This is a genomic window from Nocardia sp. NPDC050718, from assembly GCF_040654235.1.
Taxonomy (GTDB): domain Bacteria; phylum Actinomycetota; class Actinomycetes; order Mycobacteriales; family Mycobacteriaceae; genus Nocardia.
In genome coordinates, this window is record NZ_JBFAHQ010000004.1 from 497,949 (window position 1) to 523,109 (window position 25,161).

The 25,161-nt window shown below is 69.1% G+C and carries 22 protein-coding genes and 1 pseudogene; 20 read left to right on the top strand and 3 right to left on the bottom strand.

Features of this window, described 5'->3' with window-relative positions; all coding sequences use genetic code 11:
* Positions 1–8 precede the first annotated feature (8 nt).
* Positions 9–1,451 carry a form I ribulose bisphosphate carboxylase large subunit gene (locus tag AB0H54_RS21290; RefSeq protein ID WP_357347089.1) on the bottom strand — a complete coding sequence of 481 codons (1,443 nt, stop codon included), beginning with the start codon at positions 1,449–1,451 and terminating at the stop codon, positions 9–11.
* A 198-nt stretch (positions 1,452–1,649) separates the two neighbouring features.
* Here AB0H54_RS21290 and AB0H54_RS21295 point away from each other — a divergent pair, with 198 nt between their 5' ends.
* Positions 1,650–2,531, top strand: coding sequence for a LysR family transcriptional regulator (locus AB0H54_RS21295; RefSeq protein WP_357347091.1), 882 nt, complete (start codon positions 1,650–1,652; stop codon positions 2,529–2,531).
* 17 nt (positions 2,532–2,548) lie between these two features.
* Here the strand turns inward: AB0H54_RS21295 and AB0H54_RS21300 are convergent, their stop codons facing one another.
* On the bottom strand, positions 2,549–3,436 hold the full coding sequence (locus AB0H54_RS21300) for a TIGR02452 family protein (protein WP_357347093.1): 888 nt from the start codon (positions 3,434–3,436) through the stop codon (positions 2,549–2,551).
* 53 nt (positions 3,437–3,489) lie between these two features.
* On the opposite strand from AB0H54_RS21300, the gene AB0H54_RS21305 reads away from it, so the two are divergent.
* From AB0H54_RS21305 to AB0H54_RS21395, 19 genes and pseudogenes are all read left to right on the top strand, one after another.
* On the top strand, positions 3,490–4,599 hold the full coding sequence (locus AB0H54_RS21305; protein ID WP_357347095.1) for a hypothetical protein: 1,110 nt from the start codon (positions 3,490–3,492) through the stop codon (positions 4,597–4,599).
* Positions 4,600–4,778: 179 nt separating this feature from the next.
* Positions 4,779–5,858: a hypothetical protein gene (locus tag AB0H54_RS21310; RefSeq protein ID WP_357347097.1), complete on the top strand. Its 1,080-nt coding sequence runs from the start codon at positions 4,779–4,781 to the stop codon at positions 5,856–5,858.
* 174 nt (positions 5,859–6,032) lie between these two features.
* Positions 6,033–6,359 carry a hypothetical protein gene (locus AB0H54_RS21315; RefSeq protein ID WP_355273021.1) on the top strand — a complete coding sequence of 109 codons (327 nt, stop codon included), beginning with the start codon at positions 6,033–6,035 and terminating at the stop codon, positions 6,357–6,359.
* A 371-nt stretch (positions 6,360–6,730) separates the two neighbouring features.
* Positions 6,731–7,111, top strand: coding sequence for an NADH-quinone oxidoreductase subunit A (locus AB0H54_RS21320; RefSeq protein WP_355272057.1), 381 nt, complete (start codon positions 6,731–6,733; stop codon positions 7,109–7,111).
* A 10-nt stretch (positions 7,112–7,121) separates the two neighbouring features.
* Positions 7,122–7,676: an NADH-quinone oxidoreductase subunit B gene (locus AB0H54_RS21325; RefSeq protein ID WP_218720158.1), complete on the top strand. Its 555-nt coding sequence runs from the start codon at positions 7,122–7,124 to the stop codon at positions 7,674–7,676.
* The gene (locus AB0H54_RS21330; RefSeq protein WP_357347100.1) at positions 7,673–8,428 is read left to right on the top strand and encodes an NADH-quinone oxidoreductase subunit C; all 756 of its coding nucleotides are present in this window, start codon (positions 7,673–7,675) and stop codon (positions 8,426–8,428) included. Before AB0H54_RS21325 ends, AB0H54_RS21330 begins: the two co-directional genes overlap by 4 nt.
* The gene (nuoD, locus tag AB0H54_RS21335) at positions 8,428–9,741 is read left to right on the top strand and encodes an NADH dehydrogenase (quinone) subunit D (protein ID WP_357347102.1); all 1,314 of its coding nucleotides are present in this window, start codon (positions 8,428–8,430) and stop codon (positions 9,739–9,741) included. The genes AB0H54_RS21330 and nuoD overlap by 1 nt, the downstream gene beginning before the upstream one ends.
* Complete coding sequence (gene nuoE / locus AB0H54_RS21340) at positions 9,738–10,439, top strand: NADH-quinone oxidoreductase subunit NuoE (RefSeq protein WP_357347104.1); 702 nt, start codon at positions 9,738–9,740, stop codon at positions 10,437–10,439. Before nuoD ends, nuoE begins: the two co-directional genes overlap by 4 nt.
* Position 10,440: 1 nt before the next feature.
* Positions 10,441–11,766: an NADH-quinone oxidoreductase subunit NuoF gene (gene nuoF / locus AB0H54_RS21345; RefSeq protein WP_355272050.1), complete on the top strand. Its 1,326-nt coding sequence runs from the start codon at positions 10,441–10,443 to the stop codon at positions 11,764–11,766.
* Positions 11,763–14,222: an NADH-quinone oxidoreductase subunit G gene (locus tag AB0H54_RS21350; RefSeq protein WP_357347106.1), complete on the top strand. Its 2,460-nt coding sequence runs from the start codon at positions 11,763–11,765 to the stop codon at positions 14,220–14,222. Before nuoF ends, AB0H54_RS21350 begins: the two co-directional genes overlap by 4 nt.
* Positions 14,215–15,462, top strand: a pseudogene (nuoH, locus tag AB0H54_RS21355) (NADH-quinone oxidoreductase subunit NuoH); the annotation flags it as partial. The gene AB0H54_RS21350 and the pseudogene nuoH, both read left to right, overlap by 8 nt.
* Complete coding sequence (gene nuoI, locus AB0H54_RS21360; protein WP_357347556.1) at positions 15,439–15,999, top strand: NADH-quinone oxidoreductase subunit NuoI; 561 nt, start codon at positions 15,439–15,441, stop codon at positions 15,997–15,999. The pseudogene nuoH and the gene nuoI, both read left to right, overlap by 24 nt.
* Complete coding sequence (locus AB0H54_RS21365; RefSeq protein WP_357347109.1) at positions 15,996–16,811, top strand: NADH-quinone oxidoreductase subunit J; 816 nt, start codon at positions 15,996–15,998, stop codon at positions 16,809–16,811. The genes nuoI and AB0H54_RS21365 overlap by 4 nt, the downstream gene beginning before the upstream one ends.
* Positions 16,808–17,107, top strand: a complete 300-nt coding sequence (gene nuoK / locus AB0H54_RS21370) for an NADH-quinone oxidoreductase subunit NuoK (RefSeq protein WP_189028720.1) — start codon at positions 16,808–16,810, stop codon at positions 17,105–17,107. The genes AB0H54_RS21365 and nuoK overlap by 4 nt, the downstream gene beginning before the upstream one ends.
* A gap of 1 nt (position 17,108) precedes the next feature.
* Positions 17,109–18,995, top strand: coding sequence for an NADH-quinone oxidoreductase subunit L (nuoL, locus tag AB0H54_RS21375; protein ID WP_357347111.1), 1,887 nt, complete (start codon positions 17,109–17,111; stop codon positions 18,993–18,995).
* Positions 18,992–20,614 carry an NADH-quinone oxidoreductase subunit M gene (locus AB0H54_RS21380; protein ID WP_357347113.1) on the top strand — a complete coding sequence of 541 codons (1,623 nt, stop codon included), beginning with the start codon at positions 18,992–18,994 and terminating at the stop codon, positions 20,612–20,614. Before nuoL ends, AB0H54_RS21380 begins: the two co-directional genes overlap by 4 nt.
* The gene (nuoN, locus tag AB0H54_RS21385) at positions 20,611–22,233 is read left to right on the top strand and encodes an NADH-quinone oxidoreductase subunit NuoN (protein WP_357347115.1); all 1,623 of its coding nucleotides are present in this window, start codon (positions 20,611–20,613) and stop codon (positions 22,231–22,233) included. The genes AB0H54_RS21380 and nuoN overlap by 4 nt, the downstream gene beginning before the upstream one ends.
* A gap of 1 nt (position 22,234) precedes the next feature.
* Positions 22,235–22,876, top strand: coding sequence for a class I SAM-dependent methyltransferase (locus AB0H54_RS21390; RefSeq protein ID WP_357347117.1), 642 nt, complete (start codon positions 22,235–22,237; stop codon positions 22,874–22,876).
* Positions 22,877–23,020: 144 nt separating this feature from the next.
* Positions 23,021–23,629, top strand: a complete 609-nt coding sequence (locus AB0H54_RS21395) for a VWA domain-containing protein (protein ID WP_357347119.1) — start codon at positions 23,021–23,023, stop codon at positions 23,627–23,629.
* Between the two features lie 18 nt (positions 23,630–23,647).
* On the opposite strand, the gene AB0H54_RS21400 is transcribed toward AB0H54_RS21395, so the two are convergent.
* Positions 23,648–25,156, bottom strand: a complete 1,509-nt coding sequence (locus AB0H54_RS21400; RefSeq protein ID WP_357347121.1) for a serine hydrolase domain-containing protein — start codon at positions 25,154–25,156, stop codon at positions 23,648–23,650.
* Positions 25,157–25,161: the final 5 nt, after the last annotated feature.

Here is a 25,161-nt window from a genome sequence, read left to right on the forward strand (position 1 = left end):
GTTGCTCCCTACAGGCTCGGCGTCGGCACCGCGTCGGGTGCGTCGGTGGACGTGTAATCGAAGGTGACATCACCCCAAGTCGACAGCGCGACCTCCAGTGGACGGCAGGTCGAGGCCGCGGCGCGCAGCACGTCCGGCCCCTCCTTCAGCAGGTCGCGACCCTCGTTGCGGGCCTTGACGACCGCCTCCAGCGCCACCCGGTTGGCCTCGGCCCCCGCCGCGATGCCCAGCGGATGACCGATGGTGCCGCCACCGAACTGCAGGATGACGTCGTCCCCGAACAGGTCGAGCAGCTGATGCATCTGCCCGGCGTGGATACCGCCCGAAGCCACCGGCATGACACCGGGCAGGCTGGCCCAGTCCTGGTCGAAGAAGATGCCGTTGCCGAGATCGGTGGGAATGTGGTTCTCCCGCAACGTGTCGTAGAACCCCCGTGTGGTCGCCGGGTCGCCCTCCAGCTTGCCCACGACGGTGCCCGCGTGGACGTGGTCGACGCCGATCAGCCGGCACCACTTGGCCAGTACCCGGAAGCTCACGCCGTGCGTCTTCTGCCGGGTGAATGTCGAGTGCCCGGCCCGGTGCAGGTGCAGCAGCACCCCGTTGCGTCGCGCCCACTTCGACATCGACTGCATGGCGGTGTAGCCGACGGTGAGGTCCATCATGATGACCACCGACCCGAGTTCCTTGGCGAACTCGGCCCGCTCGTACATGTCCTCCATGGACGCGGCCGTGACATTGAGGTAGTGGCCCTTGATCTCGCCGGTCTCGGCCATCGCCCGGTTCACGCCCTCCATCGCGAACAGGTACCGGTCGCGCCAGCGCATGAACGGCTGGGAGTTGATGTTCTCGTCGTCCTTGGTGAAGTCGAGACCCCCCTTGCAGGCCTCGTAGATCACCCGGCCGTAATTCCGGGCGGACAAACCGAGTTTCGGTTTCACTGTCGCGCCAAGCAGCGGCCTGCCGTATTTGTTGAGATATTCGCGTTCCATCACCGTGCCGTGCGGCGGGCCCTGGAAGGTCTTGACATAGGCCACCGGAATACGCATGTCCTCGAGCCGCAGCGCGAGCAGCGGTTTGAATCCGAACACATTGCCGATGATCGAGGAGGTCAGGTTGGTGATCGACCCTTCCTCGAAAAGATCCAGATCGTAGGCGATGTAGGCGAAGTACTCGCCCGGCCTGCCCGGCACCTCATCGATCCGGTAACACTTGGCCTGATACTTCGAATGCGCGGTGAGGCGGTCGGTCCACACGACAGTCCATGTCGCCGTGGAGGATTCACCCGCGACAGCGGCCGCCGCTTCGATCGGGTCGACTCCGCGCTGTGGCGTCACCCGGAACACCGCGAGCACATCGGTCTCCGAGGGCACGTAGTCGGGCGCGTAATATCCCATCGACGCGTAGGACTGTACGCCCGGATCCCAACGATCCCGTTCGGTTTCTTCCGCCATCGTTCCTCCTGTACCTGATTCGCCGGTTCAGGGGCCCTCCATGGTGACGCAAGCTACCGCCTCCGGGCCCTGACTTCACCGGCGGTGGAATCCGGTGTACGCCTTGCGAATTCCAGGATGAGGCCCGGCCGGGCAGCAAACAATGTGAATGTTTCTGGGAACGCTCAACCGAAACGTTGAGTTTGCTACCGTCGGGTAATGGGCAGGGTGAGCGCGGGACGGATGGAAACCTTCCTCGCGGTGGCCCGGCTCGGCAGCGTGCGCCGCGCGGCCGCTCAGCTGCACGTCACCGAGGCGGCCGTCTCCGCCGCCGTCGCCCATGTCGAGAAGCAGCTCGGTGCCAAACTGATCACCCGATCGGGGCGTGGGATCGCGCTGACCGAAGCGGGCCGGGTCTACGCCGAGTACTGCCGCGGAATCCTGGGTCTGATGAAGGAGGCGCACGCCGCGGTCCGCCAGGCCGAGGCGGGCAGGCTCCGTATCGGCGTCGTCGCCACGGCGGGTGAATCGGTGGTGCTGCGCCCGCTGGCCTCGTTCCGGCACCGCTATCCCGATGTGGAACTGAGCCTGTCGATTCAGCCCCGTGACGTGCTGTTTCTCGAATTGCAGCACCACGAGACCGATCTCGTCATCGCGGGCCGTCCCCCGCACGCGGCGAATCTGGTCATCCAGGCCCGGCGGCCGAGCACGCTCGTCGTCGTGGGCGCGAACGATACCAACGATCCACGCCACGACACCTGGCTGCTGCGCGGCAACGGCTCGGGCACCCGGGAAGCGACCCTCGCCCTGCTCGACCGGCTCCAGATCGATCCCCCCACCCTGACACTGGGTTCGCACGGCGCGGTCATCGCCGCCGCCCGCGAGGGCCTGGGCATCACCCTCATCCATTCCGATGCCGTCGGCGAGCATCTGGAATCCGGTGCGCTGCACACGATCGACGTGCCCGGGACCCCGCTGGACCGGGCCTGGCACGCGGTCACGACGCCGACCCCCACCCCGGCCACCCGCTTGTTCCTGGCGCACCTGATCGACCCGCTCGAGACCGGAACCGATGCCTTCCACGCCGCGATCGGGCCCTAGCGGGCTGTTTTCGGGCGTTATCGCGCAGCGAAGCGGGCCTCGAAGGCTGTGCGATTGGCCGATACCGCCGCCCGATCCCATACGGCGAACACCACCCGATCGAAGGCCGCGCCCCACTTCTCCAGCGCCGTGGCGAAGGCGTCAGCCACCTGGACGGGATCGTTGCGGAACACGCCGCAACCCCACGCGCCGAGCACCAGGGTGCGCACCTCGTGCCGCGCCGCGGCGGCGACCACCCGTTCGGCTCGCTCGGCCAACAGCAGGGGCAGGTCGATGGTCACCGCCCGACGGGCCAGCTCGCCGGCGTTGGGGGCGGGCGAGGTCAGGAAGGTCACCGGAAACGGTTCGGCCAGCGCGCCCTCGTCGTCGCGGATGACCGGCACATCGGGCGAGACGATGACCCGGTGGCTGTAGGCCGGGTCCGACGACGCGCGGTGGGCCGCATAGTAGTCCGGCGCCTCGATCAGGCAGGTGTAGAGCAGCGCGCTCCGGCACAGGTCCTCCTCCTGGGCTCGCGCGCCCCTGAGGTAGCCACCTCCAGGATTCCGCGCCGAGGCGAAGTTGAGTATTCCGATCCGCCCGCCGTTGTCCTCGCCGTGCAGTCGCCGGGCCGCCGCCACGCTGCCTTCGCCGGTCACATCGATGGTCGCCGGGCCGGAACCGGGTGCCGGCGTTCGGATCATCTCGTCCAAGAGCGTCGGCGTGTAGGACACCGTTCCGCCTCGCGCCGCCGGCAGTTCCGGACCGATGTCGACGGCCACTCCCGCGGCGGTCCGGTAGGTGCCTCGTTCGGCGATTTCCTCGTTCACCACGGCCACGTGGTGCCATTTCTTCGTCATCATCGTGACCGTAACCGGCGAGACCGTCGGCCCGCCACTGGTTTTTGTCTCGATAACAACAACCATGCCGACCGGCTGACTGGAGCAGGATGTCGGTACACCGTGCCACGATGCCGCTCATGACCCGCGACCTGGAACCCGTGCTGGAACACCACCTGGAATTGGCCCTCGACTACGGCCAATTCGTGCTCCACGGCGGCGAGGGCGAGGAGGACGCCGAACTGGCCCTGCTGGAAGCGGCGCTCGCCACCGGTCCGTCCGCCGGTGACGGACACACCGTCGTGGTGTGCAGTCCGCACCAGAACAACTTCGAGATGCCCGTGGTGGTGCAGGTGTGGGCGACACGTCCACCGGCCGACGAGGACGACTGGCAACAGATCAGCGAAGCCCGGCTGCACATCGGCGAGTACGGACTGAACATCAGCTCGCCGGTGGACACCTGGGAGCCCGCGCCGGTACCGCCGGGCGACTACATCGTCGAGATCGCGGGCACCGGCTTCGTCGGATACGGCTGGCCGGGCACCACCACGCCGGGCGATCATTGGCGGATTCGCTGCTGGCCCGACGACGGCAGCGAGCTGCGAACACCACGAGTCTGGGTCGACCCCGATCTCGCGGCCGACTCGTCCAGCGCACTGCCGCGCATCGATTCCGGCGTCACACTCCCGAGCGGAACGACGGCCGCGTCCGCGCACCTCGTGATCCCGTTCGCCACCGAGGGCTCCGCGCCGGACGACCAGGCACGGCAGTGGGAACAGGCGGCGGCGGAGCGTGCCAGGGAAGAATGGGGCGGCGAGCCGATCGCCGCGCTCGCCGACATCTACTGCGCCCGCGATCTCGCCGGATACGACCGCGCGCTCGCCGAGTCGATCGCCGGGATGGATGTCGAGCAACTCCGGGCGCTGAGCGTGTTCTGCGCCGAGCGGGCCTACGAGTACGCCGGGCTCGCCGACCGCCCGTGGGTCCGTCCCGCGCTCGCCGCCCTACGTGCCGGCGACCCATTCCCCGAGCACTTCCAGGACGCGGCCGCGACGTTCGCCCGGCTGGACGAGGACGAGTACGGCCCCGGCGCGGCGCAGTTCAGGTCCGTCCTCCGGGTAGACGGCGACCTGCCCGCGCGTCGCCGGAATCCCTACGACCGCGGCAATATCAGCCGCCCGCATTTCGCCGTCAACACCCTGTTCCACGCGCGCCTCGCCGATCCGCTGCAGGTGCGCTCGCGGGCCTGAACGAAGCCGCGATCACCTTCGGTGACCGGGTCGAGGTCTTGTTCGCGGGCATCCGCGCCGAGTTCGGACTGCCGCCGAGGTACTGACGACAACGCCGTGGACGGCCATGGTCACCGCGGGTACCGTCGTCGCCAGGGGCGGGTCCATCGTCTGCGCACAATCGAACGAAGGGGTGGGGCATGGCAACGGAAGTGACGCTGTCGGGAGACGCGCTCGAACTGCCGGGCGGCGTCCGGGTGACGTTCATCCGAACCTTGCGCTTGCCCGAGACGGGCACCTATCCGCTGCCGCCCGGACTCGGCAGCTTTCCGCTGCGCCGCGTCGCCGACTACCCGGACACCGTGCCCGAGGAGTGGCGCACACGCGGCGGGGTCATGCTGCCGGTGTATCAGCGTGAAGCCCTGTGGCTGCGCTTCTCCGCGAGCGCGCCCACCGCGCTCAAGGTCGGCGTCGGCAAGGTCTGCGCGGTCTCCGGGAAACCATGGAGCGACACCATCGGCCAGGACCCGCAGAACTATCTCGCCCTGCCCCAGCAGCCGTGGATGGACGGCATCAACTCCGGCGACGGCACCGTCCGCCAGTTCGTCGCGGTGCCGCTCGGGCTCGGCGCGACCGTCGAAGGTCAGGTCACCGGGGTCGAACAGTGGGGTGGCGTGCAACTGGCCGTCCACGGGCTCACCGACGCCGCCCGTGCTGCTTGGCGTGCTGCCGAGGACGCCCGGCAGCGCGCCGCGCGCACCGTCCCGCCCTGGCAGTCCGGTGAGCCGGTGTACGGCGCACCGATGCCGGTGAGCGCGCCACCGGCCGGGGCGATGTATTCCGGTCCGGCGCCGGGCGGGCCGCCGCCCGCGGCACCCGCCGGCGCCGCCCGGATGCGCGGTGCGGCCAGGAAGATGGGGCTCGGCGCGGGTGGCACCATGCGGCAGGAGATCTTCGCCGACCGCAGGCCGGTCGAGGACTATCACGCCGAGGCCGACGGCCGCGTCTTCGTCCACCTCGCTTCGGCGGCCGAATGGCAGCAGATCACGGGTGAACCGGCCCCGCCGACGCCGATCACGGCCCAGGCCTACGCCGAGCACAATCTGCCCTGGTTCGATTACTACGCCGCCGACGCCGACGACCTGGCCCCCTCGGCCGAGCTCGCCGGGGTGAAGCCCACCGGCGAGTGGCTGGCCGACGAGCAGCCCAATCCGCCACTCGAGCAACCACTTCCGGTGATCCCGCTGGGCGGCAAGAAGGTCGAGGACGGCGACTGGTAGCCGTCGCGGGCCCGCGGTGGACTCGCTTGCCCCGCAGGCCAACCGGCCGATCCGGCGAACCTGCCACGCCGCGCGCCCGCGCGGACGTACGATCCGAGCGTGGCCGAATCGAATGGTTCCACCCCGCTGCGTGTGCTGGTCTACAGCAACGATGCCGACACCAGGCAACAGGTGATGCTGGCGCTGGGCCGTAAGCCGCGCCCCGACCTGCCGGAGCTCGACTTCTTCGAGGTGGCCACGGCACCCGTGGTCATCGAACAGATGGACGCGGGCGGGATCGATCTGGCGATCCTGGACGGGGAGTCCGCGCCCGCGGGCGGCCTCGGCATCGCCAAGCAGCTCAAGGACGAGATCGACGAGTGCCCGCCGGTGGTCGTGCTGACCGGCAGGCCCGACGACGCCTGGCTGGCGAACTGGTCGCGTGCCGAGGCCGCGGTCTCGCACCCGATCGACCCCATGCAGCTCACCCACGCGGTCACCAGCATCCTGCTCGCCCGCTGATCGGCGACCTCCGGGCATCGTCCCGGCCCCGCGGATAGTCCCACGCCCCACAGTTCTGCCTATTACCACTGGTAACACCAGTGGTTACGTGGCGTGCGCCGATCCGGGATTACCCCCGGATCGCTCATGAATCGCTGTCTCGAAATCGATCAAAGCCCACCCCGGAAACGCGCGGTGCGCCCCCGCAACGGCGGTAGTCTGTGCTCTAGCTCACACGAGCGCGGGCTCCTGTATAACGCTCCGCCATCGCTGCACAGCCTTGCGCGAGCCCCGTATCGGCGGACAACGTTGTCGGCCCCGTCTCGCCAAAGCTGCCGTCCGCGGCCGGGCCACACGGCTCGACCTGCTCCAGCGAGGAGGGGAAAGCAGTCGTGAATATCGAGGTGCCCGCGCTCGTACTCGGCGCCATCGCCGCCGCGTTCGCGGTGTTCTCCGTCATCATGGCGGCGCTGATCGGCCCGAAGCGGCGCAACCGGGCCAAGCTGGAACCCTACGAATGCGGCATCGAGCCGACCCCGCACGCCATCGCGGGTGGCCCCGGAAACGCCACGGGACAGCGCTTTCCGGTGAAGTACTACCTCACCGCGATGTTGTTCATCATCTTCGACATCGAGATCGTGTTCCTCTACCCGTGGGCCGTGCACTTCGATGCGCTCGGGCTCTTCGGTCTCGCCGCGATGGCGCTGTTCATCGTCAATGTGTCGGTCGCCTACGCCTACGAGTGGCGGCGCGGCGGCCTCAGCTGGGAATGAGTGGGAAATAATGGGTCTCGAAGAGAAACTGCCCAGCGGGTTCCTGCTGAGCACCGTGGAAGATTTCGCCGGCTACCTGCGTAAGGGCTCGGTCTGGCCCGCGACGTTCGGCCTGGCCTGCTGCGCGATCGAGATGATGGCCACCGGCGCGGGACGATTCGATATCGCCCGCTTCGGCATGGAGGCGTTCCGCGCCTCCCCGCGCCAGGCCGATCTGATGATCGTGGCGGGCCGGGTGAGCCAGAAGATGGCTCCGGTCCTGCGCCAGGTCTACGACCAGATGACCGAGCCGAAATGGGTACTCGCCATGGGCGTGTGCGCCTCCTCGGGCGGCATGTTCAACAACTACGCGATCGTGCAGGGCGTCGACCACATCGTCCCCGTCGACATCTACCTGCCCGGCTGCCCGCCGCGCCCGGAGATGCTGCTCAACGCGATCCTCGCGCTGCACGCCAAGATCGCCGAGACGCCGATGGGCGTCAACCGCGAGGAAGCGATCCGCGCCGCCGAGCAGGCCGCGCTGGCCAGCACGCCGACCATCCGGATGGAGGGCCTGCTGCGATGACCTTCGACGCTCCCGACAACGCCGACAACACTGCGGGACAAGACATTCCGGACGACACACCCGCCACGCCGAGGCCGCCCGCGGCACCCGAGGACGAGGTGATCGGCACCCGCCGAGGCATGTTCGGTGTCACCGGTACCGGTGACACCTCCGGCTACGGCGGTCTGGTCACGCCCGTCGCGCTGCCCGCGGGCACCCCGCCGCCCTACGGCGGCTGGTTCGACGCGTTCGTCGGCACCCTGCGCGCCGCGCTGACCCACCGGGTGATCGCGTTCGACACCGTGATCGAGAAGATCGTCGTCTTCCGCGACGAGATCACCCTGCACGTCCGGCGTGAGCACCTAGTCGCCGTCGCGAGCGCGTTGCGGGACGACACCTCGCTGCGCTTCGAACTGTGCCTGGGCGTCAACGGCGTGCACTACCCCGACGACGAGGGCCGCGAACTGCACGCGGTCTACCACCTCATGTCGATCACCCACAACCGGCGGATCCGGCTGGAAGTGTCGGCCCCCGACGCCGATCCGCACATCCCTTCGCTGTTCGCGGTGTATCCGACCACCGACTGGCACGAACGCGAGACCTACGACTTCTTCGGCATCCTCTTCGACGGGCATCCCTCCCTCACCCGCATCACCATGCCCGACGACTGGCGCGGCCATCCGCAGCGCAAGGACTACCCGCTCGGCGGGATCCCGGTGGAGTACAAGGGCGCGCGGATACCGCCGCCCGACGAGCGGAGGACCTACAGCTGATGACCGACACCGATTTCCGCCGCGACGAACCGCAGGTCGTCACCGTCGCAGGCCAGGACTGGGACCAGGTCAGCGAAGTGATCGAGGGCGGCGGCGAAGAACGCATCGTCGTCAACATGGGCCCGCAGCACCCGTCGACGCACGGCGTGCTGCGCCTGATCCTCGAGATCGAAGGCGAGACCGTCACCGAGGCCCGCTGCGGCATCGGCTACCTGCACACCGGGATCGAGAAGAACCTGGAGTTCCGCACCTGGACCCAGGGCGTCACCTTCGTGACCCGGATGGACTACCTGTCCCCCTTCTTCAACGAGACCGCCTACTGCCTCGGCGTGGAGAAGCTGCTCGACATCACCGAGCAGATCCCCGAACGCGCCACCGTCGTGCGCGTCATGCTGATGGAGCTCAACCGGATCTCCTCGCACCTGGTCGCCCTCGCGACCGGCGGCATGGAACTCGGCGCGCTCACCCCGATGCTGTTCGGCTTCCGCGAACGCGAACTGATCCTCGACGTGTTCGAGACCATCACCGGCCTGCGGATGAACCACGCGTTCATCCGTCCCGGCGGCCTCGCCCAGGACCTGCCCGACGACGGCGTCGCCAAGGTGCGCGAGCTCCTGGAGATCATGCCGGGCCGGTTGCGCGACATGGAGCACCTGCTCAGCGCCAACCCGATCTGGAAGAAGCGCACCCAGGACATCGGCTACCTCGACCTCACCGGCTGCATGGCGCTCGGCATCACCGGCCCCGTCCTGCGTGCCACCGGTCTGCCGCACGACCTGCGCAAGTCGGCGCCCTACTGCGGGTACGAGAACTACGAATTCGACATCCCGACCACCACCGGGTGCGATTGCTACGGCCGCTACCTGATCCGGGTCGCCGAGATGCGCGAGTCGCTCAAGATCGTCGAGCAGTGCCTGGACCGGTTACGGCCCGGCCCGGTCATGGTCGACGACAAGAAGATCGCCTGGCCCGCCGACCTGCAACTCGGTCCCGACGGACTGGGCAACTCGCCCAAGCACATCGGCAAGATCATGGGCACCTCGATGGAGTCGCTGATCCATCACTTCAAGCTCGTCACCGAAGGCATGCGGGTTCCCGCGGGCCAGGTGTACGCGGCGGTGGAGTCACCGCGCGGTGAGCTCGGCGTGCACATGGTCAGCGACGGCAGCACCCGGCCGTACCGGGTGCACTACCGCGATCCCTCGTTCACCAATCTGCAAGCGGTGGCCGCGATGTGCGAAGGCGGCATGGTCGCCGACGTCATCGCCTCGGTCGCCAGCATCGACCCCGTGATGGGCGGAGTGGACCGATGAAGATCGAACTGAAACTCACCACCAGGCCGGAACCGTACCCGCCGCACGTGCGGCAGCGGCTCGAAGTCGACGCCAAGGAAATCATCGCCCGGTACCCGCACCCCCGCTCGGCGCTGCTGCCGCTGCTGCACCTGGTGCAGGCCGAAGAGGGATACGTGACCGGCACCGGCATCGACTTCTGCGCCGACCATCTCGGTCTCACCGGCGCCGAGGTGACCGCCGTCGCGACGTTCTACTCGATGTACCGGCGCACACCGACCGGCGACTACCACGTCGGCGTGTGCACCAACACGCTGTGCGCGGTCCTCGGCGGCGACGCCATCTACGAAGCGCTGCAACACCATCTGGGCATCCACCACGGCGAGACCACCGCCGACGGCGCCATCACCCTCGAACACGTCGAGTGCAACGCCGCCTGCGACTACGCACCGGTGATGATGGTCAACTGGGAGTTCTTCGACAACCAGACTCCCGAGTCGGCGCGCGCGATCACCGATGTCCTCCGCGCGGGGCACCAGGTGCGTCCCACCCGGGGAGCGCCGCTGTGCACCTTCCGGGAGACCGCCCGTATCCTCGCCGGCTTCCCCGACGAACGTCCAGGCGCGCTCGACGGCGCCCCGGGCGCGGCCACCCTCGCCGGGTTGCACACTGCGGAAACCACTGCCGCAGAAGGCGATTCCCTCGGACAGGGGGAATGAGATGACCACCCTCACCCCCGTTCTCAGCGAACACTGGGACCGCCCACGATCCTGGACCCTCGACAGCTACCGCGCCACCGGCGGCTACGAAGGACTCCGCGCCGCCCTGCGGATGGCACCCGACGACGTCATCCAGACGGTGAAGGACGCCGGCCTGCGCGGTCGCGGCGGCGCGGGCTTCCCGACCGGCATGAAGTGGTCGTTCATCCCCCAGGGACCCGGTCCCGACGGCACGACCAAACCGCACTACCTGGTCGTCAACGCCGACGAGTCCGAACCCGGCACCTGCAAAGACATTCCGCTGATGCTGGCCACTCCGCACACCCTGATCGAAGGGGTGGTGATCGCCGCCTACGCGATCCGGGCGGCCACCGCGTTCATCTACGTGCGCGGCGAGGTGGTGCCGGTGCTGCGCAGGCTCCAGGCCGCGGTCGCGGAGGCCTACGACGCGGGCTACCTCGGGCGCGACATCCTGGGTTCCGGGTTCGACCTGGAACTGATCGTGCACGCCGGAGCGGGCGCCTACATCTGTGGCGAGGAGACGGCGCTGCTCGATTCGCTCGAAGGCCGCCGTGGTCAGCCGCGGCTGCGGCCGCCGTTCCCGGCCGTGGCCGGGCTCTACGCCTGCCCGACGGTCGTCAACAATGTGGAGTCCATCGCCTCGGTGCCGTCGATCCTGCGCAAGGGCACCGAATGGTTCCGGTCCATGGGCAGCGAGAAGTCACCCGGGTTCACGCTGTACTCGCTGTCGGGCCATGTCGCCCGGCCGGGCCAGTACGAGGCGCCACTGGGGATCACCCTGCGCGAGCTGCTCGGCTACGCCGGTGGCGTGCGGGCAGGTCACACCCTGAAGTTCTGGACACCGGGCGGCTCGTCGACGCCGCTGTTCACCGCCGAGCACCTCGACGTCCCGCTCGACTACGAGGGTGTCGCCGCCGCCGGATCCATGTTGGGCACCAAGGCCCTGCAGATCTTCGACGACACCACCTGCGTCGTGCGTGCCGTCCTGCGCTGGACCGAGTTCTACGCCCACGAATCCTGCGGCAAGTGCACACCGTGCCGCGAGGGCACCTACTGGCTCGTGCAGCTGCTGCGCAGGCTCGAAGCGGGGCAGGGCACCGAGGCCGACCTCGACAAACTCGCCGACATCGCCGACAACATCAACGGCAAATCGTTCTGCGCGCTCGGCGACGGCGCGGCCAGCCCGATCTTCTCCTCGCTGAAGTACTTCCGCGACGAGTACCTCGAGCATCAGCGCCGCGGCGGCTGCCCGTTCGATCCGGCCCGCGCCACGGTGTGGGCCTCGGCAGGGAATGAGGACCGATGACAGCGATCGCGCCCGGCAACAGCAGCGGCGTCGTCCCCGCGGATCTGGTGAGCGTCACCATCGACGACACCACCGTCCAGGTGCCCGCGGGCACGTTGCTGATCCGCGCCGCCGAACTGGTCGGCGTGCAGATTCCCCGCTTCTGCGATCACCCGCTGCTCGACCCGGTCGGCGCCTGCCGGCAGTGCCTGGTCGAGGTGGAGGGGCAGCGCAAGCCGGTGGCGTCCTGCACGATTCCGGTCACCGACGGCATGATCGTCCGTACCCAGATCAGCTCGCCGGTCGCCGAGAAGGCGCAGCGCGGGGTGATGGAGCTGCTGCTGATCAATCATCCGCTGGACTGTCCGGTCTGCGACAAGGGCGGCGAGTGCCCGCTGCAGAACCAGGCGATGTCCACCGGCAGCGCCGACTCCCGGTTCGACGGGGAGAAGCGCACCTATCCGAAACCGATCCCGCTCTCCTCAGCTGTCCTGCTGGACCGCGAGCGGTGCGTCCTGTGCGCACGGTGCACACGGTTCTCCCAGCAGGTCGCCGGTGATCCGTTCATCGAACTGATGGATCGCGGCGCGCTGCAACAGGTCGGCATCGCCCAGGCCGAACCGCTGGACTCCTATTTCTCCGGCAACACGGTGCAGATCTGTCCGGTGGGCGCGCTCACCGGCACCTCCTACCGCTTCCGGGCCCGCCCGTTCGACCTGGTGTCCACGCCGAGCGTGTGCGAGCACTGCGCCTCCGGATGCGCCCAGCGCACCGACCATCGGCGCGGAAAAGTGCTGCGCCGCTTGGCCGGTGACGATCCGCAGGTCAACGAGGAATGGAACTGCGACAAGGGCCGCTGGGCCTTCACCTATGCGACCGAACGCGATCGGCTCACCACGCCGCTGGTCCGGGGCTGGGACGGCGTGCTGGCCCCGGCCTCCTGGTCCGAGGCACTGGCCGCCGCGGCGACCGGGCTGCGGGCCGCGATCGGGAACGCGGGCGTGCTTGTCGGTGGGCGGGTCACCGAGGAAGACGCCTACGCGTACAGCAAGTTCGCGCGCATGGTCCTCGCCACCAACGACATCGACTTCCGCAGCCGCGTGCACTCCGAGGAGGAGGAACGCTTCCTCGCCGCCCGCGTCGCCGGACACGGTGTCGACGTCGACTACGCGGCGCTGGCCGCCGCACCGGTCGTGCTGCTGGTGGGATTCGAACCCGAAGAGGAATCCCCGATCGTCTACCTGCGCCTGCGCAAGGCCGCCAGGACCCGCGGGCTGCGCGTGGTGTCGCTGGCCCCGTTCGCCTCCCGAGGGCTCGAACGGATGTCGGGCGCGCTCATCCAGACCCCGCCGTGCGGCGAGGCCGACGTGCTCGACGCCATCGCCGCCGAGACCTCGGCGGACGCGGCCGAACTCATGGCACTGCTGCGCAGCCCGGGCGCGGTCGTCCTGGCGGGCGAACGGCTCGCGGGCAGCCCCGGCGCGCTGTCGGCCGTGGTCCGGCTGGTCGACACCACCGGCGCCGGGCTCGCCTGGGTACCCCGACGGGCAGGCGAACGCGGTGCTTTGGAAGCGGGAGCACTGCCCGGACTGCTGCCCGGTGGCAGGCCCGTGGTCGATCCGGCCGCGCGGCAACAGGTCCGGCACCGCTGGCAGGCCGACGATCTGCCCGTCACGCTCGGCCGCGACACCGCGGGCATCCTGGCGAGCGCCGCTCAGCTCGGCGCGCTCGTCATCGGTGGTGTCGACCCCGACGACCTGCCCGACCCGGCGGCCGCGCTGGCCGCGATCGACGCAGCGCGGTTCGTGGTCAGCCTGGAGTTGCGGCACAGCGCCGTGACCGAACGCGCCGACGTCGTCTTCCCGATCGCGCCCGTCATGGAGAAGTCCGGCACCTTCCGCACCTGGGAGGGCAGGCCGCGCCCGTTCGCCGCCGCCCCGCTCGACACCACCCGCCGCGTCGCCGCTCCGCTGTCGGACCTGCGGGTGCTGCATTCGCTCGCCGCCGAGATGGGGACGCCGATCAACCTGCCCGACACCGCGTCCGCCCGCAGCGAACTCGACCTGCTCGGCGCGTGGCACGGCACACCGATCGCCGCACCCGAGCTGAGCAGCCAGACCCGCCCGGCGCCCGGTATCGGTACCGCGGTGCTGGCCGGCTGGCGGATGCTGCTCGACGCCGGGCGCATGCAGGACGGCGAAGCCAACCTCGCCGGCGTCGCCCGCCCACCGGTCGCCCGGCTCTCGGCCGCCACCGCCGCCGAGATCGAAGCGGCCGACGCGGATCACGTCATCGTCTATACCGACCGCGGCGAGATCACCGTGCCGCTGATGATCACGGACCTGCCCGACCGGGTGGTGTGGCTGCCGCTGCACTCCCCCGGCTCGACGGTCGCCGCCACGCTCGGCGTGACACCCGGCGCCGTGGTGCGCCTGCGCCGCGCCGACGACAGGATGAAGGAACACCGCCATGAGTGATCCCGTGCTGCACCTGGCAGCCGACACCGCCCCTGTCTTCGGCACCGACCCGCTCTGGCTGGTGATCGTCAAGGCGCTCGGCGTGTTCATCTACCTGATGCTGGTGCCGCTCATCGCGGTCTACGCCGAACGCAAGGTCGTCGCGTGGATGCAGATGCGCGTCGGCCCCAACCGGATCGGCCCCGGCGGCATGTTCCAGTCCATCGCCGACGGCGTGAAGATGGCGCTCAAGGAAGACATCATCCCGGCCATCGTGGACAAGCCGATCTTCGTGCTCGCCCCGATCATCTCGGTGATCCCGGCGTTCATGGCGTTCGCGGTGATCCCGTTCGGCCCCGAGGTGTCGATCTTCGGCCAGCAGACCGCCCTGCAACTGACCGACATGCCGGTCGGTGTCCTCTACATCCTGGCCATCACCTCCATCGGCGTCTACGGCATCGTGCTGGCCGGTTGGTCGTCGGGCTCGACGTATCCGCTGCTCGGCGGCCTGCGCTCGACCGCGCAGGTGATCTCCTACGAGATCGCGATGGCGCTGACCTTCGCGACGGTGTTCCTGCTCTCGGGCACCATGGCCACCTCCGGCATCGTCACCGCGCAGGAGGGCACCTGGTACGTCTTCCTGCTGCTGCCCTCGTTCCTCATCTACTGCGTGTCCATGGTCGGTGAGACCAACCGCGCGCCGTTCGATCTGCCCGAAGCCGAAGGTGAACTCGTCGGTGGTTTCCACACCGAGTACTCCTCGCTCAAGTTCGCGATGTTCATGCTCGCCGAGTACGTCAACATGGCCACGGTGTCCGCGCTCGCGACGACGCTGTTCCTCGGCGGCTGGCGGGCGCCGTTCCCGATCAGCCTGTGGGAGGGCGCGAACTCCGGCTGGTGGCCGCTGCTGTGGTTCACCCTCAAGGTGTGGACGTTCCTGTTCGTCTTCGTCTGGTTGCGCGGCACCCTGCCCCGTCTGCGCTACGACCAGTTCATGAATCTGGGCTGGAAGCTGCTCATTCCGACCTCGCTGGTGTGGGTGATGATCGTGGCGACGGCCCGGGTCCTCGATATCGAGGGCGTCACCGGCCAGACGCCGATCCTGGTGACCGTCGGCATCGTCATCACCGCGGCGATGATCGCGATGTTCCTGCGCGCGGGCCGGGCCCAGGGCCTGCCGCCGCTGCCGGAGGAGCCGACGAAATCACCGGTGTTCCTCGGCTTCCCGGTTCCGCCGATGCCCCCGCGCACCACCGACGAGCAGCCCGAGATCGGCCTGTTCGAACCGCTCGCCGGTTTCGCGGTCACCGCGGCGACGATGTTCAAGAAGCCCAACACCGAGTCCTATCCCGAGCAGAAGGTGCCGACCGCTCCGCGCTATCACGGCCGCCACCAGCTCAACCGGTACGAGGACGGCCTGGAGAAGTGCATCGGCTGCGAACTGTGCGCCTGGGCCTGCCCCGCCGACGCCATCTTCGTCGAGGGCGCCGACAACACCGAGGACGAACGCTTCTCCCCCGGTGAGCGTTACGGTCGCGTCTACCAGATCAACTATCTGCGCTGCATCGGCTGCGGCCTGTGCATCGAAGCGTGCCCGACCCGCGCGCTGACGATGACCAACGAATACGAACTCACCGACGACAACCGCGCCGACCTCATCTACGAGAAGGACCGCCTGCTCGCCCCGCTGCAGGACGGCATGGTCGCCCCGCCGCACGCCATGGCGCCCGGCACCGACGAGGCCGACTACTACCTGGGCCGGGTCCGTCCCACCACGTCGGAAGAGGTGCTGCGATGACCGCACTGCTGGCCGCCGAAATCGCGTCGACCTCCACCGGGGAGGCGGTGCTGTTCTGGGTGCTCGCCCCGATCGCGGTGCTCGGCGCGCTCGGCATGGTGACCGCGGCCAAGGCCGTGCACTCGGCACTGTGCCTGGCCGCCACCATGATCGCGCTGGCGGTGTTCTACATCGCCCAGGGCGCGCTGTTCCTCGGCGTCGTGCAGATCGTCGTCTACACCGGCGCGGTGATGATGCTGTTCCTGTTCGTGCTGATGCTGGTCGGCGTCGATTCGGCCGAATCGCTGCGTGAGACGTTGCGCGGCCAGCGGATCGCGGCCGCCGTCGTCGGTGTCGGGTTCGGGTTCCTGCTCATCGGCGGGATCGGCGCGGCCCTGCGCGACAGCGGGATCAGCTTCCCCGGGCGGGGTTTCGGTGGCCGCGACGTCATCGCCGAACTGGCCGAACTGATCTTCCTGCGCTACGTATGGGCCTTCGAGCTGACCGGTGCGCTGCTGATCACCGCCACGATCGGCGCGATGGTCCTCGCGCACCGCGAACAGTTCACGCCGCGGCGCGGGCAGCGCGAGATGTCGCGGGACCGGTTCCGGACGGCGGGCGAACGCGCCACTCCGCTCCCGACCCCGGGCGTCTACGCCAGGCACAACGCGGTCGACAGCCCCGCTCAGCTCCCCGACGGCAGCTTCGCCGAACTCTCGGTGAGCACGATCCTGCGTCACCGCCGCACCCGCGCGCACACCGAGGCCGCCGCGCTCTCGGTCGGCGCGGGCAGCGACGTCACCCCGACGGCCGACGAGGAAGGCAACCGGTGAACCCCCAGAACTACCTGTTCCTGTCCGCCCTGCTGTTCACCATCGGCGCGGCGGGAGTGCTGTTGCGCCGCAACGCCATCGTGGTGTTCATGTGCATCGAGCTGATGCTCAACGCGGTGAACCTGGCCTTCGTCACCTTCGCCCGCCTGCACAGCAACCTCGACGGTCAGGTGATCGCCTTCTTCACCATGGTCGTCGCCGCCGCCGAGGTCGTCGTCGGCCTGGCCATCATCATGACGATCTTCCGTGCCCGCCGGTCGACCTCGGTCGACGACGCCAACCTGCTGAAGTTCTGACATGGGCACCGCAACGTTGTGGCTGCTGCCCGCCTTCCCGCTCGCCGGCGCGATCCTGCTGCTCCTGCTCGGCCGATTCGCCGACCGCTGGGGTGTGTATCTGGGCACCGCCGCGGCGGTAGCCTCGTTCGTCGTCGCCGTGGTCGCGTTCATCGGCATGCTCGGCCGATCCGACGCCGACCGCGCCATCCACGAGCAACTGTTCGAGTGGGTGCCGGTCGGTGAGCTGCAGGTCGGGTTCGGACTGCAACTCGACCAGCTATCGGTGTGCTTCGCGCTGCTCATCACCGGCGTCGGTTCGCTGATCCACGTCTATTCGATCGGCTACATGAGCCACGATCCGGGCAAGCGCCGGTTCTTCGGCTACCTCAATCTGTTCCTGGCCGCCATGCTGGTGCTGGTCCTGGCCGACAACTACCTGGTGCTCTACCTGGGCTGGGAAGGCGTCGGTCTGGCGTCCTACCTGCTGATCGGGTTCTGGTACGAGAAGCCGTCGGCCGCAACGGCGGCCAAGAAGGCCTTCATCGTCAACCGGGTCGGTGACATGGGCCTGGCCATCGCCATGATGACGATGTTCGCCACGTTCGGATCGTTCGACTTCCGCACCGTGTTCGCGGCGTCGCCGGGCGCGAGCGAGGGCACGCTCACCGCGATCGGCCTGCTGCTGTTGCTCGCCGCGTGCGGCAAATCGGCCCAGGTGCCGCTGCAGTCCTGGCTCGGTGACGCCATGGAGGGCCCCACCCCGGTCTCGGCGCTCATCCACGCCGCCACCATGGTGACCGCGGGCGTCTACCTGATCGCCCGCTCCAACCCGATCTACGACCTCGCGCCCGACGCCAGGACCGCGGTCCTCGCCGTCGGTGCGGTGACACTGTTGTTCGGCGCGATCGTCGGCTGCGCCAAGGACGACATCAAGAAGGCGCTGGCCGCCTCGACGATGAGCCAGATCGGCTACATGATCCTGGCCGTCGGCCTCGGCCCGGCCGGCTACGCGGTCGCGATCATGCACCTGCTCACCCACGGCTTCTTCAAGGCCGGGCTGTTCCTCGGTGCCGGTTCGGTGATGCACGCGATGGACGACGAGACCGATATGCGGCGCTACGGCGGTCTGCGCACCCTGCTGCCGATCACCTTCGCCACCTTCGGTCTCGGCTACCTCGCCATCATCGGGGTGCCACCGTTCTCCGGATTCTTCTCCAAGGACAAGATCATCGAGGCCGCGTTCGATCACGGCGGCACCACCGGAATCCTGCTCGGTGTGGTCACGCTCGTCGGCGCCGGGCTCACCGCGTTCTACATGACCAGGGTCATGCTGATGACCTTCTTCGGCGAACGCCGCTGGAAGCCCGACACCCACCCGCACGAGGCCCCCGCGGTGATGACCGGGCCGATGATCCTGCTCGCGTTCGGCTCGGTGTTCGCGGGCGGGTTGTTCGTGTGGGGTTCGTCGTTGCAGAACTGGCTCGCCCCGGTCGTCGGCTCGCACCACGGTGAGCCGGTCGTGCCCGCGGGTGTGGTCACCGGGCTGGCCCTGACCTCGGTCGCCATCGGTGTCGCGATCGCCTACCGCAAGTACGCCGAGAGCCCGGTCCCCGAGACCGCGCCCGAGCCGGTCACGGTGTTCACGACGGCCGCGCGCAAGGATCTCTACGGTGACGCGATCAACGAGGCCGCGTTCGAGCGTACCGGCCGTCACCTCACCCGCGCGCTGGTGTTCCTCGACGCGCGCGGCATCGACGGGATCGTCAACGGCACGGCGGCGGGCATCGGCGGACTTTCCGCACGGGTCCGGCGGATTCAGACCGGTTTCGTGCGCTCCTACGCCCTGTCCATGTTCACCGGCGCGGCCCTGGTGGCCGCTGCCCTGCTGGCGGTGAGGTTCTGGTGAACTCGTTTCCCTGGCTGACGACACTCTGGCTCGCACCCGCGGTCGGCGCGGCGGCGGTGCTCGCCGTGCCCGCCGCGCGCCGGAATGTGGCCCGCGTGCTGGCGTTGGCGGTATCGATCGGCGTGCTCGTGCTGGCGGTGAGCCTGGCGCTGCGGTTCCATCCCGGTGGCGACCAGTACCAGTTCGTCGAAGCGCACGAATGGATTCCGGCGTTCGGCGTCGGCTACACCCTCGGCCTCGACGGCATCGCCACCGTGCTGGTGCTGCTGACCGCCGTGCTGATGCCGCTGCTGATCCTGGCCGGCTGGCACGACGACACCGCGGCGGGCGACGGCCGCAAGACCGCGCACATCTACCTGGCGTTGATGCTGCTGGTCGAGTCGATGGTGCTGATCTCCTTCCTCGCCCTCGACATCCTGCTGTTCTACGTGTTCTTCGAGGCCATGCTCATCCCGATGTACTTCCTCATCGGTGGCTTCGGACCGCGCACCAGCGACGCCGCCGTGCGTGCCCAGCGCTCGCGGGCCGCAGTGAAGTTCCTGCTGTACAACCTGTTCGGCGGCCTGATCATGCTGGCGGCGGTCATCGGGCTCTACGTGCTCACCGCGCAGGCGGGCCTCGGCGACAGCGGCGCGGGCACTTTCGACCTGCGGACCGTCGTCGCCGCGGCCAACAACGGGCAGCTCGGCGGCAGTACCGCGGTCGTCAACGCGCTGTTCCTCGGGTTCATGTTCGCCTTCGCGGTGAAGGCGCCGCTGTGGCCGCTGCACACCTGGCTGCCCGACGCCGCGGTCTCGGCCACCCCGTCCAGCGCGGTGCTGATGATGGCGGTGGTCGACAAGGTCGGCACGTTCGGCATGCTCCGGTATTGCCTGCTGCTGTTCCCGCTGGCCTCGGACACGTTCGCGCCGTTGGTGATCACTCTCGCGGTGATCGGCATCCTCTACGGCGCGCTGCTGGCCATCGGCCAGACCGATGTGATGCGGCTGATCGCCTACACCTCGATCTCGCACTTCGGGTTCATCATCCTCGGCATCTTCGCCATGACCACCCAGGCGCAAGCCGGTGCGACGCTGTACATGGTCAATCACGGACTGTCCACGGCCGCACTGTTCCTCATCGCCGGCTTCCTCGTCTCGCGGCGCGGCACCCGGATGATCGCCGAATTCGGTGGCGTGCAGAAGGTCGCGCCGATCCTGGCGGGCACCTTCTTCATCGCCGGTCTGGCCACCCTGTCGCTGCCCGGTCTCGCGCCGTTCGTCAGCGAATTCCTGGTGCTGGTCGGCACCTTCTCCAAGTACAAGGTGGCGGCCGTCATCGCCACCGGCGCACTGGTGCTGGCCGCGATCTACGTGCTGTGGATGTACCAGCGCATGATGACCGGCCCGGTGAAGCAGGGCAACGAGCACCTGCGTGACCTGGTGCCACGCGAACTGGCCGTGGTGGTGCCGCTGCTGGCCGCGCTGCTGGTGCTCGGCTTCTACCCGAAACCGATCCTCGACCTGGTGGATCCCGCCGTGGGACACACCCTCTCGACGATCGGTAAGCACGATCCCGCTCCGACGGTTCCCGCTCCCGAAGCAGGTGCGGCCACCCCGCCCGCGGGCGGACACAAATGAGGACGGACTCCGTGACCATCAACGAGCTCGCGGCCACCCTGCCCGCACCGAGCATCGAATACCACCTGCTCGCACCGATGTTGATCGTGTTCGCGGTCGGCGTCGTCGGTGTGCTGGTCGAGGCGTTCGTACCGCGACCGTATCGGTACCTCACGCAGCTGAGCCTCGGGCTCGCCGGTGTGGTCGGCGCGCTGGTCACCGTCGTACTGCTCGCGGGGACGACGGGCACCGCTGTGGCCGGCGCGGTCGCCGTCGACGGGGTGACCCTGTTCCTGCAGGGCACGATCCTGGCGGTCGCGGTGCTCGGTCTGCTGTTGATCGCCGAGCGTGGCGCGGTGCCGCGGGCCCGCAGCGGGCCGGGCACCTGGAGCCGGGCGGCCGCCGTGCTCGATCGTGGCGTCGACGCGTTCACCCCGCAGGCGTCCGCGGTGCCGGGGAGCGCGCACGAGCTCGCCGCCGTGCGGGCGGGGGTGTCGACGACCGAGGTGTTCCCGCTGACCATCCTCGCGGTCGGTGGTCTGCTGCTGTTCCCCGCGTCGAACGATCTGCTGACGATGTTCGTCGCGCTGGAAGTGCTGTCGCTGCCGCTGTATCTGCTGTGCGGGCTGGCGCGGCGCAGGCGCCTGCTCTCGCAGGAGGCGGCGCTGAAGTACTTCCTGCTCGGCGCGTTCTCCTCCGCGTTCTTCCTCTACGGTGTCGCGCTGCTGTACGGGCAGACCGGGACGGTGTCGCTGCCGGGCATCGGTGCGGCGCTGGACAAGCAGCCCGAGAACGCGACGCTGGCCCTGCTCGGTATCGGGATGCTGGCCGTCGGCCTGCTGTTCAAGATCGGCGCGGTCCCGTTCCAGGCGTGGGTGCCCGATGTCTACCAGGGTGCCCCGACGCCGATCACCGCGTTCATGGCCGCGGCCACCAAGATCGCCGCGGTGGGCGCGACCATGCGGGTGCTGATGGTGGCCGTCGGTGCGCTGCGCGATGATTGGCGACCGGTCCTGGCCGCGGTCGCGGTGGCGACGATGGTCGTCGGCGCGGTCATGGCGATCACCCAGACCGATGTGAAGCGGATGCTGGCGTACTCCTCGATCGCGCACGCGGGTTTCCTGTTGGTCGGGCTGGTCGCCGCCGACGACGCCGGTGTCGCCGCGGTCCTGTTCTATCTGCTGGCCTACGGTCTGGGGACGGTCGGCGCGTTCGCGGTCGTGAGTCTCGTGCGGGACTCCTCCGGTGACGAGGCGACCCAGCTGTCGCAGTGGGCGGGCTTGGGCCGCCGGTCCCCGTGGCTGGCCTCGGTGTTCGCGCTGCTGCTGCTCTCGTTCGCTGGTCTGCCGCTCACTAGCGGTTTCGTCAGCAAGTTCGCGGTGTTCGCCGCCGCGTCGGGCGCGGGGTACACGTTCCTGGTGATCGTCGGCGTCCTGTGCAGCGCGATCGCGGCGTTCTTCTACATCCGGGTGATCGTGCTGATGTTCTTCACCGACCCACCGGCCGATGCCCCGACCGTCACCGCCCCGTTCGCGACGACCCTGGTGGTGGCGTTCAGCGCGGGAGCCACGCTCATCCTCGGTGTCTTCCCGCAGCCGCTGCTCGACCTGGCCGAGCGCGCCGCGGTCTTCCTGCGCTGACATGAGTTCGTTCGCCGACGACCCGCTGCCCGACCGGCTGCCGACCAGTCACGAGCGGCAGTCGGGTCGATCGTGGGACGCGTCCTATCGCGACGGGCCAGCGCCGTGGGACATCGGTCAGCCGCAACCGGCGGTGGTGCGGTTGGCCGCGGCGGGCGGTTTCGCCGGCGACGTGCTCGACGCGGGCTGCGGCACCGGTGACAACGCGCTCCACCTCGCCGCGCTCGGGTTCCCGGTGCACGGGGTCGACGTGGCGGCGACGGCGGTGGCGATCGCCCGGCGCACCGCCGAGAACCGTGGCCTCGCAGCCACCTTCGACGTGGCCGACGCGCTCCACCTGGAACGGCTGGAGCGCCGGTTCCGGACCGTGCTGGACAGCGGACTGTTCCATACCTTCGACCGCACCGAACAAGCCGTCTACGCCAGAAGTCTCGGCGCGGTCGTCGCCCCGGGCGGGACCCTGTACGTGCTGTGCTTCGCCGACTTCGGTGTCGACCCCGGACCGCACCCGGTCAGCCGAGCCGAGCTCACCGCGGCCTTCGATCTGGCCGAATGGGAGATCGTCGCCATCGACGAGGAGAGTCTGCGCACCCGGTTCAGCGAGTCCACGCCCGCCTGGCTGGCGACCGTTCACCGCAGGTAACGTGACGGGGTGCCGCGACGCCCCGGGATCCGAATCGCCGTGTGCGCGATGCTGACCGGTGTCGGTGTCCTCGTCGCGGCCTGCGGACAGTCCGTGTCCGGGACACCGATACCGCAGGCCGATGGCGCCGCGGCCTGTCCCACGATGGTGCTATTCGTCCTGGATGTCTCGCTGTCCATGGAAGCCACCGATGTCGCGCCGAGTCGATGGACCGTCGCACGGCGCGCGGCGACCGATTTCGCGTACCGGCAGCCCGCTCGAACGACCCTGGGGTTGGTCACTTTTGCAGGCACTGCCTCGGTGCAGGTACTGCCGACGACCGACCGTGGCGCGTTCACCAACGCGCTCGACAACGCGGCACTGGCTGAGCGGACAGCGACCGGCGAGGGCATCTTCAGCGCCCTGAGCGCGATCGATACCGCGAAGAAGCTCGCTCCCGCGACAGGACCACAACGGATCGTCCTGCTGTCGGACGGCAAACAGACCCTGCCCGCCGATCTGGACGCGCCACGCGGTGCCTACACCGCCGCCCGCGCGGCGAAGGCCGCCGGCGTCACGGTGTCCACGATTTCCCTCGGCACCGCGGGCGGTGTCGTCGACATTCCCGGCTCGGCGGGCGCCGCGCGGGTCCCGGTGCCGACCGACCCCGATTCGCTGCGGGCGATCGCCGAGCTCGCCGACGGCGAGTTCCACTCCGCGGCCAGTCTTCCCGAGCTAGATGCCGCGATGACCGGCCTTACCTGCCACCCGTAGCGGATCGCTCGCCGCGACTCATTGCCGCCGGTACAGCCGCCCATGGCTGCGGAACCACGCGACGCCGCCGTCCGTTCCGCGCACGAAATCCGATCGGGTGCCCACCGGTTCGAGGTCGGCGTCGAGGTCGAGGCCGTAGTCGGGCTTGTAGAAGGCGAGGCCCGATGCCGGTGGCTGGCCGGGTGTGGTGCTCGCGTCCGGGCTGTCGACCGTCGTGCCGATCAGTCGCCCGTCACCGCCGCGGAAGTCGATGACCGCGTGGTCCCACGCGCCCGTCTCGGTGATCAGGTCGGCGACGTAGCGGCCTTCGTACGGCGCGAGCTCAGCGGCACCGAGGCGCTGCGGTGCCGCGGGGAGGTTGCTGAGCCCGGCGAAGGTCCGCAGCGACCAGTCGTCGGCGAAGAGTTCGGACAGCAGGTGCCCGCCCCCTTCGGAATTCGTGAGCACGGTCATCGCGAAATCGCGCGTCGGCACCAGGAAGAACCCCGATCGCTGCCCCGCCCAGGTCCCGCCGTGCTGAACGATCGTCTCGTTCTCCGCGGACGGCCGCAGCATCCAGGCCACGCCCATTCCGGTGAGCTCGACCTGCAGCGTGCCGCCCGCCCCCGGGTCCGAGCGCATGGCGATCAGCGCCTGCTCGCTCATCAGCCCGGTGCCGTCGCCGAGGTGGAATCTCGCGTACCGCAGCTGATCACGGGCGGTGGAGATCAGCGAGCCGGTCGGGTTGCAGCTGCGCGGGAAGTGCCAGAAGCCGGTGTCGACGACGGCCTTCTCGCCGACGACATCGTGCGAGGCCGCGACGTTGAGTCCGATGATCTGGTCGGAGAAGAACCGGGTGTTGGTGAGGGCGAGCGGGTCCAGCAGCAGGTTCTGCACGGCGGTCTCGTATGTCGCTCCGGTGACCACTTCGATGATCCGCCCGGCCACCACCAGTCCCGCGTTGTTGTAGGCGAAGACGGCACCCGGTGGGGTCAGTTGCGGGAGCCGGGTCATTGCCGCGACGTACCGGGCGACGGCATCGTCGCCGCGCCCGAAGTCCTGGACGAAGTCGCCGAGCCATCCGGAGGTGTGGTCGAGCAGTTGTCGCACCGTGACGGTGGCGCCGGCGTCCGGGTCGGCGACCGCGAAGTCCGGCAGGTAGCGGCGCACCGGTGTGTCGAGTTCGACTCTGCCCTCGTCGACCAGCCGCATCATCGCCGTTCCGGTGAACGTCTTCGTCGTGGAGCCGATCCGGAACAGTGTGTCGCCGTCGACGGGCACCGGCCGGTCCACATTGGTGATCCCGTATCCCTTGATGTATTCCTCGCCGTCGGTCAGTACGCCGACCGCGACGCCCGGAATCCGATACGCCCGCATGGCCGTCTCGATCTTGGCGTCGAGCTCGGCGAACGCGACTTTCCTTCCGGCCGGGGTGCTCGTCGCGAGCGTGTTCGTCGGCTGGTTCGACGAGCAGGCCTGCAGGCCGAGGATCGCCAGCCCGGCGACCGCGCCGCCCAGCACCGATCGCCGCGATACCACCGGGGACATGGTGG

Bases quoted from the DNA above. Each gene is read 5' to 3' on its own strand.
- AB0H54_RS21290 (WP_357347089.1), bottom strand. From the start codon at position 1,451: ATGGCGGAAGAAACCGAACGGGATCGTTGGGATCCGGGCGTACAGTCC.
- AB0H54_RS21295 (WP_357347091.1), top strand. From the start codon at position 1,650: ATGGGCAGGGTGAGCGCGGGACGGATGGAAACCTTCCTCGCGGTGGCC.
- AB0H54_RS21300 (WP_357347093.1), bottom strand. From the start codon at position 3,436: ATGGTTGTTGTTATCGAGACAAAAACCAGTGGCGGGCCGACGGTCTCG.
- AB0H54_RS21305 (WP_357347095.1), top strand. From the start codon at position 3,490: ATGACCCGCGACCTGGAACCCGTGCTGGAACACCACCTGGAATTGGCC.
- AB0H54_RS21310 (WP_357347097.1), top strand. From the start codon at position 4,779: ATGGCAACGGAAGTGACGCTGTCGGGAGACGCGCTCGAACTGCCGGGC.
- AB0H54_RS21315 (WP_355273021.1), top strand. From the start codon at position 6,033: ATGCTGGCGCTGGGCCGTAAGCCGCGCCCCGACCTGCCGGAGCTCGAC.
- AB0H54_RS21325 (WP_218720158.1), top strand. From the start codon at position 7,122: ATGGGTCTCGAAGAGAAACTGCCCAGCGGGTTCCTGCTGAGCACCGTG.
- AB0H54_RS21330 (WP_357347100.1), top strand. From the start codon at position 7,673: ATGACCTTCGACGCTCCCGACAACGCCGACAACACTGCGGGACAAGAC.
- nuoD (WP_357347102.1), top strand. From the start codon at position 8,428: ATGACCGACACCGATTTCCGCCGCGACGAACCGCAGGTCGTCACCGTC.
- nuoE (WP_357347104.1), top strand. From the start codon at position 9,738: ATGAAGATCGAACTGAAACTCACCACCAGGCCGGAACCGTACCCGCCG.
- nuoF (WP_355272050.1), top strand. From the start codon at position 10,441: ATGACCACCCTCACCCCCGTTCTCAGCGAACACTGGGACCGCCCACGA.
- AB0H54_RS21350 (WP_357347106.1), top strand. From the start codon at position 11,763: ATGACAGCGATCGCGCCCGGCAACAGCAGCGGCGTCGTCCCCGCGGAT.
- nuoI (WP_357347556.1), top strand. From the start codon at position 15,439: ATGCCCCCGCGCACCACCGACGAGCAGCCCGAGATCGGCCTGTTCGAA.
- AB0H54_RS21365 (WP_357347109.1), top strand. From the start codon at position 15,996: ATGACCGCACTGCTGGCCGCCGAAATCGCGTCGACCTCCACCGGGGAG.
- nuoL (WP_357347111.1), top strand. From the start codon at position 17,109: ATGGGCACCGCAACGTTGTGGCTGCTGCCCGCCTTCCCGCTCGCCGGC.
- nuoN (WP_357347115.1), top strand. From the start codon at position 20,611: ATGAGGACGGACTCCGTGACCATCAACGAGCTCGCGGCCACCCTGCCC.
- AB0H54_RS21390 (WP_357347117.1), top strand. From the start codon at position 22,235: ATGAGTTCGTTCGCCGACGACCCGCTGCCCGACCGGCTGCCGACCAGT.
- AB0H54_RS21395 (WP_357347119.1), top strand. From the start codon at position 23,021: ATGGTGCTATTCGTCCTGGATGTCTCGCTGTCCATGGAAGCCACCGAT.
- AB0H54_RS21400 (WP_357347121.1), bottom strand. From the start codon at position 25,156: ATGTCCCCGGTGGTATCGCGGCGATCGGTGCTGGGCGGCGCGGTCGCC.